Source organism: Dehalobacter sp. DCA (assembly GCF_000305775.1).
In the GTDB taxonomy this organism is placed as follows: domain Bacteria; phylum Bacillota; class Desulfitobacteriia; order Desulfitobacteriales; family Syntrophobotulaceae; genus Dehalobacter; species Dehalobacter alkaniphilus.
Window position 1 is genome coordinate 652456 of the sequence record NC_018866.1, and the last position, 16379, is coordinate 668834.

11 protein-coding genes are annotated in these 16379 nt (G+C 47.7%); 2 read left to right on the top strand and 9 right to left on the bottom strand.

Going from position 1 to position 16379, the window contains the following annotated elements; genetic code table 11:
• Positions 1-387 precede the first annotated feature (387 nt).
• On the bottom strand, positions 388-618 hold the full coding sequence (locus DHBDCA_RS03180; protein ID WP_015042720.1) for a hypothetical protein: 231 nt from the start codon (positions 616-618) through the stop codon (positions 388-390).
• A gap of 291 nt (positions 619-909) precedes the next feature.
• Between DHBDCA_RS03180 and DHBDCA_RS03185 the strand changes: the two genes are divergently transcribed.
• Positions 910-1230 (top strand): hypothetical protein, encoded by a 321-nt coding sequence (locus DHBDCA_RS03185; protein WP_015042721.1) that lies wholly within the window; start codon positions 910-912, stop codon positions 1228-1230.
• A 28-nt stretch (positions 1231-1258) separates the two neighbouring features.
• Here DHBDCA_RS03185 and ade read toward each other — a convergent pair whose 3' ends face one another.
• The 8 genes from ade to DHBDCA_RS03225 all read right to left on the bottom strand — a co-directional run bounded on the left by ade (position 1259) and on the right by DHBDCA_RS03225 (position 15076).
• Positions 1259-3067 carry an adenine deaminase gene (ade, locus tag DHBDCA_RS03190; RefSeq protein WP_015042722.1) on the bottom strand — a complete coding sequence of 603 codons (1809 nt, stop codon included), beginning with the start codon at positions 3065-3067 and terminating at the stop codon, positions 1259-1261.
• Positions 3068-3159: 92 nt separating this feature from the next.
• On the bottom strand, positions 3160-4800 hold the full coding sequence (locus DHBDCA_RS03195) for a class I adenylate-forming enzyme family protein (RefSeq protein WP_015042723.1): 1641 nt from the start codon (positions 4798-4800) through the stop codon (positions 3160-3162).
• An 89-nt stretch (positions 4801-4889) separates the two neighbouring features.
• Positions 4890-6125, bottom strand: a complete 1236-nt coding sequence (locus DHBDCA_RS03200) for a phenylacetate--CoA ligase family protein (RefSeq protein ID WP_193352135.1) — start codon at positions 6123-6125, stop codon at positions 4890-4892.
• Complete coding sequence (locus DHBDCA_RS03205) at positions 6122-6718, bottom strand: indolepyruvate oxidoreductase subunit beta (protein ID WP_015042725.1); 597 nt, start codon at positions 6716-6718, stop codon at positions 6122-6124. The genes DHBDCA_RS03200 and DHBDCA_RS03205 overlap by 4 nt, the downstream gene beginning before the upstream one ends.
• A complete protein-coding gene (locus tag DHBDCA_RS03210; RefSeq protein ID WP_015042726.1) occupies positions 6715-8649 on the bottom strand; it encodes a thiamine pyrophosphate-dependent enzyme in 1935 nt (644 codons plus the stop codon). The genes DHBDCA_RS03205 and DHBDCA_RS03210 overlap by 4 nt, the downstream gene beginning before the upstream one ends.
• 225 nt (positions 8650-8874) lie before the next feature.
• On the bottom strand, positions 8875-12090 hold the full coding sequence (locus DHBDCA_RS03215) for an AAA family ATPase (protein ID WP_015042727.1): 3216 nt from the start codon (positions 12088-12090) through the stop codon (positions 8875-8877).
• A complete protein-coding gene (locus DHBDCA_RS03220) occupies positions 12087-13241 on the bottom strand; it encodes an exonuclease SbcCD subunit D (protein ID WP_015042728.1) in 1155 nt (384 codons plus the stop codon). Before DHBDCA_RS03220 ends, DHBDCA_RS03215 begins: the two co-directional genes overlap by 4 nt.
• Before the next feature lie 332 nt (positions 13242-13573).
• Positions 13574-15076, bottom strand: coding sequence for an IMP dehydrogenase (locus DHBDCA_RS03225; protein ID WP_015042729.1), 1503 nt, complete (start codon positions 15074-15076; stop codon positions 13574-13576).
• A 303-nt stretch (positions 15077-15379) separates the two neighbouring features.
• On the opposite strand from DHBDCA_RS03225, the gene DHBDCA_RS03230 reads away from it, so the two are divergent.
• A complete protein-coding gene (locus tag DHBDCA_RS03230; protein WP_015042730.1) occupies positions 15380-16279 on the top strand; it encodes a PLP-dependent cysteine synthase family protein in 900 nt (299 codons plus the stop codon).
• Positions 16280-16379 lie beyond the last annotated feature (100 nt).

Genomic DNA, 16379 nt, shown 5'->3' on the forward strand with positions numbered 1-16379 from the left:
CTTAGTCTGGAGTTAGTGATCAGTCTAGGGAGCACAGTTCCGCTGTGAGCGGAGCACGATGCGAAGCGCGGCTTTTTGACGGCCACGGATGGCCTAATGTCGCGATGTCATGGAGGGGCAAGGAGCGACTCACCAAGGATGGCGCAACAGCCGGAAAGCGGTATTGTGCCCCACAGACTAGCTCTAACAAAATGATATTAAAAATAGTAATGCGATTTACGAATCGATCTACTATTATTATTCTATTCAGTATTATTTCTGCAGATCAGGAATCAATTCCTTTATTCTTTCTTCAAGTGCCTTATTAACGTTAAATACATAGCAGCAACCTAAACAAATACGACCCCCTTACAGAAAGGAGGCCGCAGTCCGCGTCATGGATTTAAATTACATATTTGCAGCAAGCGCATGTAGGGACAAATCATCTGATCTTTCGGCGATATGGTTCAAAACCTTGATAATGGTTGCAGAAGAAGAAGTCTGTTTGACAACTTTATACTCTCTGGAAGTTTCCCCATAGATATTTCTGAGGACGCCAAGAACATCATTTTTAACGGCCGCAAATTGATCCGCTTCAAAAGCATTCGCCAGTTTTTTAAGCTCATTACTAAAACGCATAAAAAAAACACCTCCTTCTCACATGCTCCAATACTTCAGGAAGTGTTACTTCAATATTTCAGAATTCAGTTAAACAATGACATAAATGAAATCTTGATATCCGTAAAAATACTCCAAAAGATATTATATAGAAGGAATAATGATGTGTCAATCTTTTACGGCATCATATGTTACGGCATCATACGCTTGATTAACGCTTGATTAAGACATCTTCTGCCTATATTAAATAATTTACTTATTCAAAAATATAATGCAGAACTGATCAAATTGTCACTTATTCGAGGAAAACTGATGGAACTTTTAGCTTCAGAACTGGGAAATAAAACGAACAGTTCTGACTTCTTTTTTACCGGGATGTTTTCTTTGATTGACGTCCTGCTGAACAAAAGCATGGAGCAGGTGCTCCAGGGCCTTTCCCTGCCGGATCATGTAAAACTGACCTTGCTCGGCCAGGATAATAAACAGCGGCGCCTATTGGATTTCATCATCGACTTTGAAAATGCGCAATGGAGCAAAGTCGAGAATCAGAATCTGATCAGCAAGCTCAGTATTCAGCGCTTTATGCTTTTATACGTTGAAGCTCTTAAATGGACCAGATCCCTGGATTATTAACATGGAAATGTTCATGGAGCGAAGCGTATCATTCGAGCAAAGGCAGGAATGAAAAGTTCAGACAATCGATCAATCCACGGTTCGTCAGGCGCAGTTCCGGGATAACAGGCAGACTTAAGAGCGCCATTGTCATAAACGGCGAGACCAAACTGCATCCTAGCTCTTTCCAGGCTTCATCAAGCTGAGCTACCATTCCGGCCACTTCTTCGACCGGTCTGTCCGACATTAAGCCGGCAATCGGCAGAGGCAGTATGGCCAGCACTTTCCCGTCTCTCACTGCGGCCATCCCGCCGCCAAGGTCAGCCAGTGTGTTGCCTGCAAGCGCCATATCCTCATCATTTACACCGATAATGATCAGATTATGGCTGTCATGAGCCACTGTTGATGCGACTGCCCCGCTCTTCAGCTGAAAACCTTTGACATACCCGAGGCCATAATTTCCCGGGCCGCCGTGCCTTTCCAGGACCATAACCTTGGCAATATCGGCTGTAATGTCAGGATATACCTGCCCTTGCGCTGTTCCCATCTCGATCACGCGATGAAGGGTTCCGGCCTGGGCTTCTTTGATCTCGATGACATGTACCCTGACCGTCGTTCTTCCTTCCGGAGCTTTGATGATGAAGTCTCCGGATTTCAGTTTATTGGACAGATGAACGGAACTGCGGAACTTCTCCGGATAGCTGACGGACGAAATTTCAGCCAGCATCCGTCCTTGTTCTGCTATGATTTCCCCGTCTATCATTACTTTTTCTACGGTGACTTCCGCGAGGTCACGCAGAAAAACAATATCTGCACATCTGCCAGGCGAGATACTCCCGAGATGCCGGTCAAGACCGAAACACTGAGCAGGATTAATGGTTGCCATTTGAATCGCCGTAACCGGATTGACACCCTGACGAATCGCCTGGCGGATCACATGGTTGAGATGTCCTTTGGCCAAAAGGGTATGCGGATGCACATCGTCCGTCACCAGCACGGCATACCGGGAATCTACTTTGTTTTCAGTAATGGCCCGGACGGTTTCCTTAACGTCCTGCCAGGCTGAACCTTCCCGCAGTTTGGCATACATACCGAGACGCATCCGGGCCAGGGCATCCTCCCTGGTCGTACTTTCATGGCAGGACAGGATTCCGGCTGCTGCATAAGCCTGCAATCCTTTTTCGAGATCAGCAGAAGCGTAATGCCCGGTAACTGGCTTGCCGGCGTTCAGCGTTACCTTTAATTCGGCATGAACATGCACATCACCAGAGATGACTCCCGGATAATTCATCATTTCCCCGAGTCCGATGATCCGGCCGTCCTGCAGCGCTTCTTTGATTTCAGCCGGACCAATCACCGCTCCGGCATCTTCAAAACCCGGGGCAGCAGGTACACAGGATGGCATGGTGGCAAATACTTTAAGCGGCATGGCCTGTCCTTCTTCGACCATCATCTTAACGCCTTCCAGGCCGAAGACATTGGCAATTTCATGCGGGTCCATAACAATACACGTCGTTCCCTGCGGCAGAACAGCCCTGGTGAATTCCCTCAGCGTGACCATGCTGCTCTCAACATGCAGATGTCCGTCCAGAAAACCCGGTGCCAGTGTATAGCCTGAGGCATCGATGAATTCCGTCTGTTCCCCGATGGCAGGCGCGGCATTACCGACCAGGACAATCCGGCCGTGTTTGATCGCAATGTCCTTGTTTTCTTCGATTTCACAAGTATTTACATTGATGATCCGGCCGCCCCTGATCACCGTGTCCGCTTTCAGGATACCCATGGCGGTTTGAGCCAGTTCGGCTGTTTTCTCCTGAAAATCTTTCACGAGAAAATTGAGTACACAATCATTCAACACGTTAATCCCCTCGTTTTATTTCATGGATGATTCCTTTTAGCTATGATCTTAGCTATGATCACTTTTATCAATGGATTTTTTCATCTCATTGACTATAGACTGTTTTCTGTCTGGGCGGCAATCAGGGTGGCTGCTCCGTATTTTTCCCTTAAACACGGTTTCTCAATCTTACCGGTTGGATTGCGTGGGACCTTGTCGAAAATAATCCGGCGCGGACGTTTATAGCGGGGCATTGGTGCACAGAAAACGCCGATATCTTCTTCTGTGCAGATACTTCCCGGTTTGAGTTCGATGATTGCTGCGGTAATCTCACCCAGGCGCGGATCAGGCAGACCAATCACTGCGACATCCTTAATCGACGTATGCGCACGCAGGAAGTCTTCGATCTGAACCGGATAAATATTCTCGCCGCCGCTGATGATCACATCTTTTTTTCTATCGACCAAATAAATAAAGCCGTCCTCATCCATCCTGGCCACATCACCGGTCAGCAGCCAGCCGTCTTTCAGGGCTACAGCCGTGGCTTCAGGGTCGTTGTAGTAGCATTTCATGACACCCGGACCTTTGACCCTCAGTTCCCCTACCTGACCCTGTGGAACCGGACAGCCGTTTTCGTCAGTAATTTGAACTTCCCACTGATAGCCGGGTATACCAATCGCGCCCACTTTATGGATGTTCTCTATTCCAAGATGCACACAGCCCGGTCCAATGGACTCACTCAGGCCGTAATTCGTATCGTATAGATGATTTGGAAAATAGTTTTTCCAGCGGCGGATTAGGCTGGGAGGTACCGGCTGGGCTCCTATATGCATCAGGCGCCATTGGGAGAGCTCATAATTCTCCAGCTTGACTTTGCCGCTCTCTATTGCATCCAGAATATCCTGGGCCCACGGAACGAGAAGCCAGGCGATGGTGATTTTTTCCTCGCTGATCGTCTTCAGAATCCACTCCGGTTTGACGCCGCGCAGCAGTACAGCTTTGCTACCCGAGAGCAGGCTGCCGAACCAGTGCATTTTGGCACCGGTATGATACAGGGGCGGTATGCACAGGAAATTGTCGTCACGGGTCTGCCCATGATGGTTTTGTTCCGTATAACAGGCCGACATTAAGCTCCGATGCGTATGCAGGATAGCTTTCGGGAAACCGGTCGTCCCAGAAGAAAAGTAGACGGCCGCATCATCATCGTCAGACAGTACAACTTGCGGCACCTCCGAGGAACTGTTCGCTGCCAGCCGGTCGTAATTCTCTGCGAAGGACGGACGGTTTTCACCCGCAAATAAAAGCGTTTTGACTTTAGGGATCTGATCATAAATCGTTTCCACACGGCCGATAAACTCCGGTCCGAAGATCAAAGTCATTGTATCGGACAATTCAAGGCAGTATTTGATTTCTTCAGCCGTGTAGCGAAAATTTAAAGGGACTGCAACGGCGCCGGATTTTAAGATACCGAAGTAAATCGGCAGCCATTCAAGGCAATTCATTAATAGAATAGCGACTTTATCGCCCTTCTTAATGCCTCTTTTCAGAAGGAAATTAGCCATACGGTTCGCTTTTTCGTCAAAAACCCGCCAGGTCATTTCCAACCGGTATTCCCCTGCCGGATTGTTTTCGATCAGTTCATACTCTCTCCAGGTGACGTTATGGCTTTCTTGAAGATCCAGATTAATCTCGGTCAGACATTTCTCCTGTCCGTACAACGCTGCGTTGCGTACCAATAATTCAGTAATGGGCATTGTTCAATCTCCTCCCGTTCTACCATTACAACATTTGTTTGTGCTGAAACAAATTGATTTATATTAAACTGTAAATTTAAAATGCAAAATCAGTAGCGGTTATCAAAGATACGGGTCGATTTCTTTTCGCTTCGGGGAAGTTCCCCAATCGCTACGGCTTTTGGGACGACGGAGATCCCAATTTTTGCTTTGCAATGCTGTTTAACGTCTTGTTCAAGCTGCTTTTTATCCGCATTGTTCTCGGTCTCAAAGAACAGCGTCATGATATCCTTGCCGCTTAAATGGTCAATCATGACCTGGTATTCACTGCTGGCGCCTTCTACTTCGCGCAGAAGCTCGTCAATCTGACCCGGGAAAATATTCACACCCTTGACTTTGACCATATCATCGGTACGGCCGATAATGGTATCGATTCTGGGGTAAGCCAGACCGCAGGCACATTCTCCTGGCAGGAAACGGGTTAAATCATGGGTGCGGTAGCGAATCAGCGGAGCACCTTCCTTCTTTAAGGTCGTGATCACCAGTTCCCCGATTTCGCCTTCCGGTACCTGCTGGCCGGTATGCGGGTCGATAATCTCAAAGTACAGATAATCATCCCAATAATGCATGCCGCATTCGTAATCGCAGTTCATCGCGATACCCGGTCCGTAAATCTCAGTCAAGCCATAGATATCGTATAATTGAACGCCCAGTTCACCGGCGATGCGCCGACGCATTTTTTCGCCCCAGCGTTCCGAACCGATGACTCCTTTGCGCAGGTGGATTTTGTCCTTGACTCCCCTTTTGGAGATCTCTTCAGCCAGGAGTAAGGCATAGGATGAAGTCGCGCACAAAACGGTACTCTTTAAATCAATCATCATTTGAATTTGTTTATCGGTATTGCCAGGGCCCATCGGAATAACCATGGCCCCTAAAAGCTCAGCTCCGTTCTGAAAGCCGATGCCTGCTGTCCACAAGCCGTAACCCGGCGTAATATGGACCCGGTCCAGGCTGGTCAAACCGGCTGTTTCATAGCAGCGTTTAAACATGATGGCCCAGTCTTCGACATCCTGCCTTGTATACGGAATAATGACCGGGGTGCCGGTGGTTCCGGAAGAGGAGTGAATCCGGACAATCTCACTGTCGGGAACAGCCTGCAGGCCAAGCGGATAAGCTTCTCTCAGATCATCTTTATTGGTAAACGGTAGCTTTTCAAAATCTTCCTGGCTTTGCATGCTCTGAAGTTCGTACCCTGCAAATTTCTTGCTGTAAAAGCCGTCGAGACTGCAGAGCTTGGTCAGATTTTTTTTAATCGCTGCAAACTGGGTTTCATTCATCCGTCTCATACACAAATATTCCCCTCTTCTATGTTTTGGGCACCGGCCCGAAGGGCCTGAATGTTCATGTCCAGCAGTTTGGCCGGCAATACGCTTTCCAGAGCAGTTTCCATGTCCGTAAGTGTAAAGCCAAGTACACCGCTGCCTGCTGCTGCACCGAGTAAGGCAGTGTTTAAGACTTTTGGTGAGCCGCAGACAGAACAGACTGCATCGCTATCCACAATATAGAGCCGGCTGACGTTGTTTTGCAGATAGTCCAGCATCGTCTTCCCCTCATAGCCTTCAGCCGAGAGTGAAGCTGTGACCGGTTTAATCGCTTTTTGACTGACAACGACGGTCCCTTGAGGCTTTAAAAAAGGAAGCGCCCGTACAGCTTCCGCGGGTTCAAAACCAATCATTAGATCAGCTGTCTTCAGTGCTACCAGCGGAGCGTGAATATTTTCACCGATCCTTACATGGCTGACGACGCAGCCACCCCGCTGGGCCATGCCGATCGTCTCCGCTGTACGAACTTTTAAGCCTTTTTGCATCGCGGATTGGGCAATAACTTTGGAAGCAAGGACAATTCCCTGACCGCCTACCCCTGCTAAGATAATATTCATACCGGCTCACCTCCTATCGCAGCAAAGGAACAGACCTGTGCACAGAGGGAGCAACCGTAGCATAAAGCCGAATCAATTTCAGCCTTATCCACTTTCCAGGTAATGGCCGGACAGCCCAATTCTTTGATACAGCGCTTGCAGCCGCTGCATTTTCCGGGATCAACCGTGAATTGCGGCCCTGGTTTGGCTATTGCAATGCACGGATATTCAAAGATCACCGCTGAAACGCCACGCACCGCTGCAGCATCTTGGACGGCAGCGACCGCTTGTTTTAAGTTGAGCGGATTACATGTCGTAATCTGTTTAACACCCAAGGCCTGAAGGACAGCCGGAATACTAATTTTTTCAGCGATATTTCCCATCATGGTTTTCCCGGTGCCTGGGTGTGGCTGATGACCTGTCATCGCCGTTGTCGAATTGTCGAGAATGATCAATACGATATCGGTTTCATTGTAAACAGCATTAATCACACCGGCAATGCCTGTATGAAAAAAGGTTGAATCACCGATAAATGCAAAATTAACCGTATCCGGTTCAGCGCGGTGCAGTCCCTGGGCAATCGTAATGCCTGCACCCATGCAGAGGCAGGTGTCGACCATCTCCAGCGGACTTGCATTACCAAGTGTATAGCAGCCGATGTCACCGGAAAAGACCGCTTTCTTACCTTTCATGGCTTTTTTCACCGCGTAAAAAGAAGCGCGGTGCGGACAGCCGGCACAGAGTACCGGAGGCCGGACCGGCAGAGCCGGCTGCTCAGGCTGTATAACTTCTACAGTCTGTTGATCCTCTTCAGCTATGCATTCTTCTTTATTGTATATATCCTCTTGTTTAGCATTCAATGTGGAGAGATTTAGACGGCAGTCTTCATCCTGGTTAGGCTTCTTTAAGAATTTCGTGATTGCCTTGCGCGCGATTTCAATGCTGTTTTCCCCAGCCTGAGGGGTATGGCCGCTCAGTTTGCCGAAGACTTTGACAGGCAAATGGTATTGGCCGCAAAGGAAAATCAATTCTTTTTCAATCACTGGATCCAGTTCTTCGATCACCAGTACTTCATCGAGGCCGCTTAAAAATTCCAGGGCCAGTCTTACCGGAAAAGGATGCGGTGTGGAAATTTTAAAAAGTTTATAGTCAATATTCGAACTATTTTTCTGTACATCGTTTTCGCGTTGACGGCACTCCTTCAGGACCTGGATTGCTTCACACGTATAAGCATAACTGATGCCGCCTGTGGCAATACCTTTTTTACCGCAGCCAGTTAATGTATTGCAGGGATAGGAGGAAAAGTCCGCTTCCAGGATTGGACGCCTGGCTTCAATTTGCAGATGCTTTTCATAAGAAAGACGAGGAAAAATCGTCCACTTCGGATTTTTGACAAAAGCATCGACCGAAGAAGCCGCCTGGGCGGGCTCGAGTACGATAGAGGCGCTGCCATGACAAACACGCGTGGTTGGACGAAATAAGACCGGGGTCTTGTATTTTTCCGAATAGGCAAACGCATCGCCAATCATCTGATAAGCTTCTTCCGGTGAAGATGGGTCAAAGACAGGCAGTTTGGCAAAAGAAGCAAAATGGCGGGTATCCTGCTCTGTCTGGGAAGAAATAGGTCCGGGATCATCGGCAACAACGATGACCATTCCCCCTTCTACCCCGATATAAGCGAGGCTCATTAATGGATCGGAAGCAACATTAAGACCAACCTGTTTCATGGTGACCATCGTTCTGAGACCGGCATAGGCTGCACCAGCCGCAACTTCCAGTGCGGATTTTTCATTGACGGACCATTCAACATAAATATTCCCGGGGTTCTTCCGGGCGACTGTTTCCAATATTTCGGTGGAAGGTGTGCCTGGATAGCCGGTTACAACCGCAACGCCGGCCCGGATAGCTCCCATGGCAATTGCCTCATTCCCCATTAAAAGTACTTGTTCCATGAATCGTCCTCCTAAAGGTTATCAAGACCAATAGATCAATATAGACCAACAAACCAATAAGCCTGCCCTTTGGAGAAAGACAAGCTTTGAAATTGCAAAATAACATATTTAAGTATAATTCTTTTTGGCATAATCGTCAACGACATTACTGTCTTTAAGGCAATTATTTAAAATCTCTTAATGGGATTAACTTTAAATGAAGCAACTGCCGCGATGATTGATAGATTAATGACTGCTTAACGCAATATGACTTCCCTCGAGACCTCTTGTGATCGTGACTTTTTTGTCGATCCGGTCTTTTAATTCGCTGACGTGAGATATAATGCCGACAAGCCTGTTGCCGGAGGTTAAACCATAAAGCGTGGCCATTGCCTGTTCCAGTGATTCGGCATCCAGTGAGCCAAAGCCTTCATCGATAAACATCGTATCGATCTCCACACCGCCGGCGAAACTCTGAATGACATCGGAGAGGCCTAAAGCAAGGGATAGCGAAGCCTTAGAAACGACCTCCCCGCCCGATAAAGACTTTACGGTACGGATCTTTCCGGTGTAATAATCGAGCACATCAAGTTCCAGCCCGGACTGGGAACGGTTATCCGCTGGATTTTCTCTGCGCAGAAGTTCATAACGTCCATTGGACATGGATGCCAGCCTTTTGTTTGCCTCGGCGATAATCTGGTTAAAGTAGGAAGCTTGAACAAATTGCTCAAAAGCAATTTTCTGCTTCCCGGTCAGTTCCCCATTGGCAGTTTTGGAAAGGCTGCTGATGATCAGGTAGTCAGCTTCCAGCTGCTGCCGTTCTTTTTGGGCCAGCGAGACAGCCTGGTAAATCCGTTCGTTATTTTGCAGCCGGGCTGCCATCTGCTGAAGTTTAAGATCCAAACGTTCTTTTTCCAGCTGCATGCTTCTTTGCTGTTCGACTATCCCGGCAGTGTCCTGCCGTTGCTTATTCTGCGTAGCGGTTGTGAGTCTTATAATATCAGCCTCAGTACGGCGGCAGTTTTCATCATAATCCGCAATGCGCTGTTTCAGTTCTTTGAGACTGTTTTCAGGCAAAAGAGCCGTGTGGTAGGCGTCTTCAACCGAGAAGCCTGCTTCGCGAAATTTGGCAGTATATGTTTCAAGAGCAGCCTGACAGGCTGAAGTCACTGTCTGCATTCTTTTTTCCTGATCAGCCAATAGCGCAATACTTTCATCAAGCATACGTTTGCTGCTCAGATAATCATTTTCAGCCTCTTGCAGCGCCTGTTTCATTTCTGTGAGCTGCACAGTCAAACGTCCCACAGTTTCACCGGCAATTTCCAGGGAGGAATAGTCCAGACCAGCTTGAAGCGTTGCAATTTCACTGTTCAGGGCACTGATAGCCACAGCGAGTGTCCCCTTCTGTTCGGTCTGCTTCTGCAAAGTTTCTTCCATCAGTTTCAGGGTCTCTTCAGTTTTCCGCAATTGTTCCAGACATGCCTTGCGGCGTGCTCGCTGTGCTTCCAGATCAAGACACAGTGCTGTTCTATCCTGTATATCCTTGGAGACATTTTCCTGTTCCTGTTTTACCAAAGAGGATAGATCTTTCAGCCGGTCAGCTACCATCAGCGGACTGCCGGAAACGATAGAGCTGGAATCCAAAGTATACGAAGCAAAGAGACTTTGGGTATCCTGAAGAAGATGGTTCAGGGTCGTGTCAAATTCCGTCTTTTTACTGCCGGTCATTTCACTGGCCTGCTGCAGGCGCTGCTGCTTTACTTCTTTCAGACTTTTCAGCTTTTCCATTTCTTTCTCACTTGGCGCATCCGAAGTAGGTTTGGCTTTCAGCGGGTGTTCCGTGGATCCGCAAACCGGACAGGGAGTGCCATCGGTCAGATTTTCCGCCAGAAGACCGGCCTGTTCCCTCCAGAAAGCATGCTCTCTGCGCTGATATTCTTCATTGACTGTCTGATAATCCTGCTCGGCCGCAAGGAAAGTATGCTGCAGTCCGGCGTATTCAACCTGCATCTTTTGTGCGGAATTGACCCCTTTAGAGAGAAGATCCAGCTCATTTTTCCGGTTATTAAGCAGTTCCAGCGCATTGTTGCATTCCAGCAGATGGGTTTCCACACCGCTCAATTTTTCCGCTTCTGTACTTAATTGTTCTTTCTTTGCTGTCAGGCTGTCCTTTTCTATTTTTAATTCATTTGAGATCTGTTCAAGGTTTTGCCGGGCTTTTATCTTTTCTTCATTATCCAGCTTGAGGTTATCGACCTTGTCGTATTGCGGCAGCGTCTGCGTTATTTTAGCCAATTCAGCGGTCAATTGTTCCCGGAGAGGTTCTTTCAGCTGTACGGCTGTCCGGACTGCCAGCAGTCTGGCTACTTCCGGTGTCAATTGGGCAATGACAGTCTGCAGCTCTTGTTTGCTGGAGATGAGTCCGTCGTAGTCTCGCCTCTCTCTCAAGTAAAGGTCTTCAAGCGGTTTGATTTCATGCAGTGCTTTCTCAGCTGCGGACACTGCTGCTTCAGTCTGCGTCATTTCTGCTGCATTCTTCTCAAGTTCCGCCAGCTTGTTCTTGGCTGCATCCAACTCTGTAAATGTCCTGTTGAGATACTCGGCTTCCGTCAGTTCGGATGCCCTAGCCAGCATGGCTGCAGCCAGCGTGTCCGAATTTTTCCTGTCAGCGTTAACCTGTGCTCTGTCCAGATCGATCAGCATGCTGAGCAAGGTGAGGCTACGTTCCGTTCCATGGATATTCCGTTCCGATTTCAACCCGGACAATTCGCGGCATACGGTAGAATACCCATCTTGATTTGAAACCTCGTCTTCATCAGTCTGCATGCCGTCCAAATGCTGCAGTATTTGCCGGGTGCTTTCCTCACACCGGGCTTTGAGGTCTTTTTCCTTTGCTTTTAACGCATCTTGAATGGTCAGGTAAATATCGGTATTGAATACCTTACGGAAAATACCGGCTCGTTCACTGCTCTCGGCCAACAGCAGTTTCAAAAATTCGCCCTGAGCAATCATTGCAATTTGCTTAAACTGTTTCGCGTCAATTCCGAGCAGAGAGCCGATCGTTTCGGTTACTTTACTGCTGCCGGCAATGACCTCCCTATTGGGCAATACAAGCGCAGCATCCGCGTTTTCCATGGTAAATCCTAAACCGTTTTTCTTAGGACGCTGGTATTTGGGGCTGCGGATTATTTTATAGATCTGGCCTTTGTGGGAAAATTCCAGTTCGACATACGTTTTGGTATCGGGGGTAGCAAAGTCGCTGCGCAGGGTGTCCACAGTGCGCACTGAACCGCTGGCCCCGTCAAAAAGCGCATAAGCAACAGCATCAAATAGGGTGGTCTTGCCGGCTCCGGTATCCCCGGTAATCAGAAACAAACCCTCACTGCCAAGCTGGTGCAGCGGTACTTCAACCTTTCCGGCATAGGGTCCGAACGCACTCACAACAAGGTTCAAGGGTTTCATCTGCGATCCCCTCCTGTCTGTTCGATGATATCCTGCATGATCTTTTGTTGTTCTTCAGACATTTCCTGGTTGTTCTGCTTCAGGTAAAATTCTTCAAATAGCTCCAGCCGACTTTTACACGCAACATCACCGGAGGCTGATGACTGTGAATCAGCCTCCTGCCTGCTGCGGCTGTTGGCAAAATCAAGACGCATGATATTCGGATACACCTGGCGCAGCTGTCCGATTGCATCATAGATCTCATTCTCGTCCGTCAGAATCGCCCGGATATAATCCTCCGAGGGCTGATCCTGAGAAGTTCCCGTCCGCAGAAGCTCAGCCAGAGGCCCTTTGATTTCACGCAGATCGCGCAGGGCGGTCAGCGGAATTTGATGGATTCCAAGCTTGCCTTTTTCCGCAAATTCCAGGATGGTCACCGATTTTTGCTGCCGCGCTTCGGAGAAAGAATATTTGAGCGGAGAACCGGCATAACGGACTGTTTCACGACCAATGCACTGAGGACCATGCAAATGACCAAGCGCAACATAATCAAAGGCTTCAAACACGGAGGCATCAATGTTATTCAGTCCGCCAACGGAGATGGTTTCCGAATCGCAGCGTTCCGGCTCATTGCTGCCGCTGGTAATGAACTGGTGCGCGACCAGGATGTTGCGCTCACGGGTATCTATGTCAGAAGACGCTATAACGGCTCTGACAGCATCCTCATACGATGCAATGTCCTGACCGGGATAAAAGGCCTGGACAAAGGCAGGCTTAACATACGGCAGCAGATAGATATGAACAGGGCCATAAATATCACGTAACGAAATATGCTTTAAGCTGCCGTCAAAGGTCCCGGCAATATGCAGTCCGTTATTTTGCAGAATCCGGCTGCCAAAATTTAAACGTTCCGGAGAATCGTGGTTGCCGCTGATCAGGAAGATCTGGAGCTTGCGTGCCACCAGCTCCGTCAAAAATTCATCCAGCAGGCCCACCGCTTCCCCCGGCGGCACACTTTTATCGTAAATATCTCCGGCCAGAAGCAGCCCGTCAGGTTGAACCTCGTCGGTAATCCGCAGAATCTGGTCCAGGATAATCTTTTGGTCTTCGAGCATGCTGAACTCATTGACCCGTTTGCCGATATGTAAATCTGCAGTATGCAGCAGCTTCATAGCATGATTCCTCCAATCAATTCTTTCAGTGCTATTTTTAATTCAACATGAGCTGACAGAATCCTCTGTTTGATTACGGTGAAGTTTTCTCAGATGTCAAATCTGTTGCAAAAAAAGAACGCCATATTGGCATCCTTTTTAAGTACAGTATATTAATACCCATTAGATTATCTTGACCTACTATTAAATTAACGTGACGTAATCTAACCGCGCCCAAGCGGAACACGGATGTGCAGCGCGGCTTTTTGCGCCAAGGAGGGCGCAATAGCCGAAGAGCGGTTAGATTACGTCACGTTTACATGCAAAAAACAAAGTAATAGCAAAGTAATTTTTTATTTTATATAACTGTTATCCTTCAGAAGGACGTCATGTGAACCGCCTTCCACGATGCTTGTTGCGGATACGAGCGTGAGTTTGGCGTTTTTATGCAGTTCTGGAATCGTCAGAACCCCACAGTTGCTCATGGTTGAACGGACTTTGTTTAGGCTCAGGGTTACGTTGTCTTTTAAACTGCCGGCGTATGGCACATAGGAGTCAACGCCTTCTTCAAAAGAAAGCTTGCCGTCACCGCCGAGATCGTAGCGCTGCCAATTCCTGGCACGGTTAGAGCCTTCTCCCCAGTATTCCTTCATGTAGCTACCATTGATATTGACTTTGTTCGTCGGGCTCTCATCAAAACGCGAAAAATACCGGCCAAGCATGATAAAATCGGCCCCCATCGCCAGAGCAAGCGTAATATGATAATCATGGACAATACCGCCATCCGAGCAGACAGGGATATATATTCCTGTTTCCTTGAAATATTGATCGCGCGCGTTAGCAACTTCAATCAACGCGGTAGCCTGTCCGCGACCTATCCCTTTTTGTTCGCGAGTAATGCAGATCGATCCGCCGCCAATGCCGACTTTGACAAAGTCAGCCCCTGCTTCGGCCAGGAATAAAAATCCCTCGCGGTCCACGACGTTCCCGGCACCAACCTTTACGGATTCACCGTATTTTTTGCGGATAAAATCGATCGTCCTTTTCTGCCATTCCGAAAAGCCTTCGGAAGAATCAATGCAAAGAACATCTGCTCCGGCATTAACTAGCGCAGGCACCCGTTCTTCATAGTCCCTGGTATTAATCCCTGCTCCGACAATATACCGTTTGGAAGCGTCCAGAAGCTCCCTTTCGTATTCTTTATGGGAATCATAGTCTTTGCGAAAGACCAGATATTTGAGGTTTTGGTCTTTATCGATCAAAGGTAAAGCATTCAGCTTATGGTCCCAAATAATATCGTTGGCTTCACTCAGGGTGATCTGATCACTTCCGCAGATCAGATCCTCAAACTTTGTCATGAATTCTTTGACTTTCGTATCTTTGGACATTCTGCTGACGCGGTAATCTCTGGTCGTAACAAGACCCAGCAGCTTACCCGTAGCTGTACCGTCCGAGGTCACAGCCACTGTAGAATGGTCCGTTTTGGTTTTCAGGGCCAAGATGTTCGCCAGCGTGCTGTCCGGGGTTATATTGGAATCGCTGGTCACAAAACCTGCCTTATAGTTTTTGACCCGCGCAATCATCTGAGCTTGGGTATCAATCGGCTGAGAACAATAAATAAACGAAATACCGCCTTCTCTGGCCAGAGCGATTGCCATTTTATCGTCCGAAACAGACTGCATGATTGCCGATACCAGAGGAATATTCGTATTAATGGAAGATTCCTCACCTTTTTTGTATTTTACAACGGGAGTCTTCAGACTTACATTTGTCGGGGTACAGTCTGCCGAAGAATACCCGGGTACTAATAAATATTCTCCAAAGGTATGGGAAGGTTCATCAAAATAAATTGCCATATCAATCTCTCCTTTGTCATTAATAATCATCATTCAAAACATTTTATTGCATAAAGCTTGTACTTCTTCATTTATATATCAGGCGTCAGCTAAGTCTTCTTTAAAATCAATAACAAAGATACAACCATAAATATTCTTATTCGCTAAATATTATCACATTCCCTTCAAAAATCAAGATGTCAGTAGAAATTCAGACAATTTTAAATGCTAAGCATCGCCAAAAACAAAGGTTAGCAGGATTTCCCTGCCAACAAAGATAGTGTATAGTATTCATAGTATTGATTGTTAGAAAGGATGACGCCTGTGTACGATAATATTCTTGAGACCATTGGCCATACTCCACTGGTCCGGATTAACAGATTAAATCCGAAGCCGCACGTTGCGCTGTATGCAAAACTGGAGGGCTTTAATCCGACTGGAAGCATCAAAGACCGCATTGCCTTAAAAATGATTGAGCAAGCCGAAGCGTGTGGCTCGCTTGTCCCCGGCAAGACCATTATTGAACCGACTTCCGGAAACACAGGGATTGGCCTCGCCATGATCGGTGCCGTCAAAGGATATAAGGTAGAAATCGTGATGAGCGAAGCCGTATCTGTGGAGCGCCGCAAAATGATCGAAGCTTTTGGTGCCAGGACAATCCTGACCGACCCATCCGAGGGAACTGACGGAGCGATCCGCAAAGCACACGAGCTCTGCAGGATGTATCCAGAGAAATATTTCATGCCGAACCAATTCTCAAACGAGTACAATAAGCTCGCCCATTATTATACGACTGCGCATGAAATATGGGAGGAGACCCACGGAAAAGTCACTCACTACGTTTCCGCACTTGGTACCTCAGGAACGCTCATGGGCGTTGGCATGGGTCTTAAGGACAAGAATCCTGCGGTTCAAATTATTGAAGCCCACCCTGAAAAGGGCCATTATATTCAGGGTCTTAAAAACATGGAAGAGGCTATTGTACCGGAAATCTATGATCCCAGCAAGATAGACCGGACAGTCATGATCGAATCTGAAGCCGCCTTTGCCATGGCCAGAGCCATCGTCCTCCAGGAAGGTATCTTTGTCGGCATGAGCAGCGGAGCCGCAATGATTGCAGCTTTGGAATGCATCAAAGATATCGAGGAAGGATTGATCGTGGTCCTGTTTGCCGACCGCGGGGAAAAATATCTGAGTACGAATCTATTTAATTTAGCTGAATGAGCAGCAGATATCGTTCCCTTTCCCCGCATGATATATTGTCAAGCGATCAGTTGTGAATCTTCGATACGACAAAATTTCTAAATTTAAGGAAATCGTACAC

Excerpts from the sequence above, each read along its gene's own strand:
- DHBDCA_RS03220 (WP_015042728.1), bottom strand. The coding sequence starts at position 13,241 with ATGAAGCTGCTGCATACTGCAGATTTACATATCGGCAAACGGGTCAAT.
- DHBDCA_RS03200 (WP_193352135.1), bottom strand. The coding sequence starts at position 6,125 with ATGAGACGGATGAATGAAACCCAGTTTGCAGCGATTAAAAAAAATCTG.
- DHBDCA_RS03205 (WP_015042725.1), bottom strand. The coding sequence starts at position 6,718 with ATGAATATTATCTTAGCAGGGGTAGGCGGTCAGGGAATTGTCCTTGCT.
- DHBDCA_RS03210 (WP_015042726.1), bottom strand. The coding sequence starts at position 8,649 with ATGGAACAAGTACTTTTAATGGGGAATGAGGCAATTGCCATGGGAGCT.
- DHBDCA_RS03180 (WP_015042720.1), bottom strand. The coding sequence starts at position 618 with ATGCGTTTTAGTAATGAGCTTAAAAAACTGGCGAATGCTTTTGAAGCG.
- DHBDCA_RS03185 (WP_015042721.1), top strand. The coding sequence starts at position 910 with ATGGAACTTTTAGCTTCAGAACTGGGAAATAAAACGAACAGTTCTGAC.
- DHBDCA_RS03225 (WP_015042729.1), bottom strand. The coding sequence starts at position 15,076 with ATGGCAATTTATTTTGATGAACCTTCCCATACCTTTGGAGAATATTTA.
- DHBDCA_RS03195 (WP_015042723.1), bottom strand. The coding sequence starts at position 4,800 with ATGCCCATTACTGAATTATTGGTACGCAACGCAGCGTTGTACGGACAG.
- DHBDCA_RS03215 (WP_015042727.1), bottom strand. The coding sequence starts at position 12,090 with ATGAAACCCTTGAACCTTGTTGTGAGTGCGTTCGGACCCTATGCCGGA.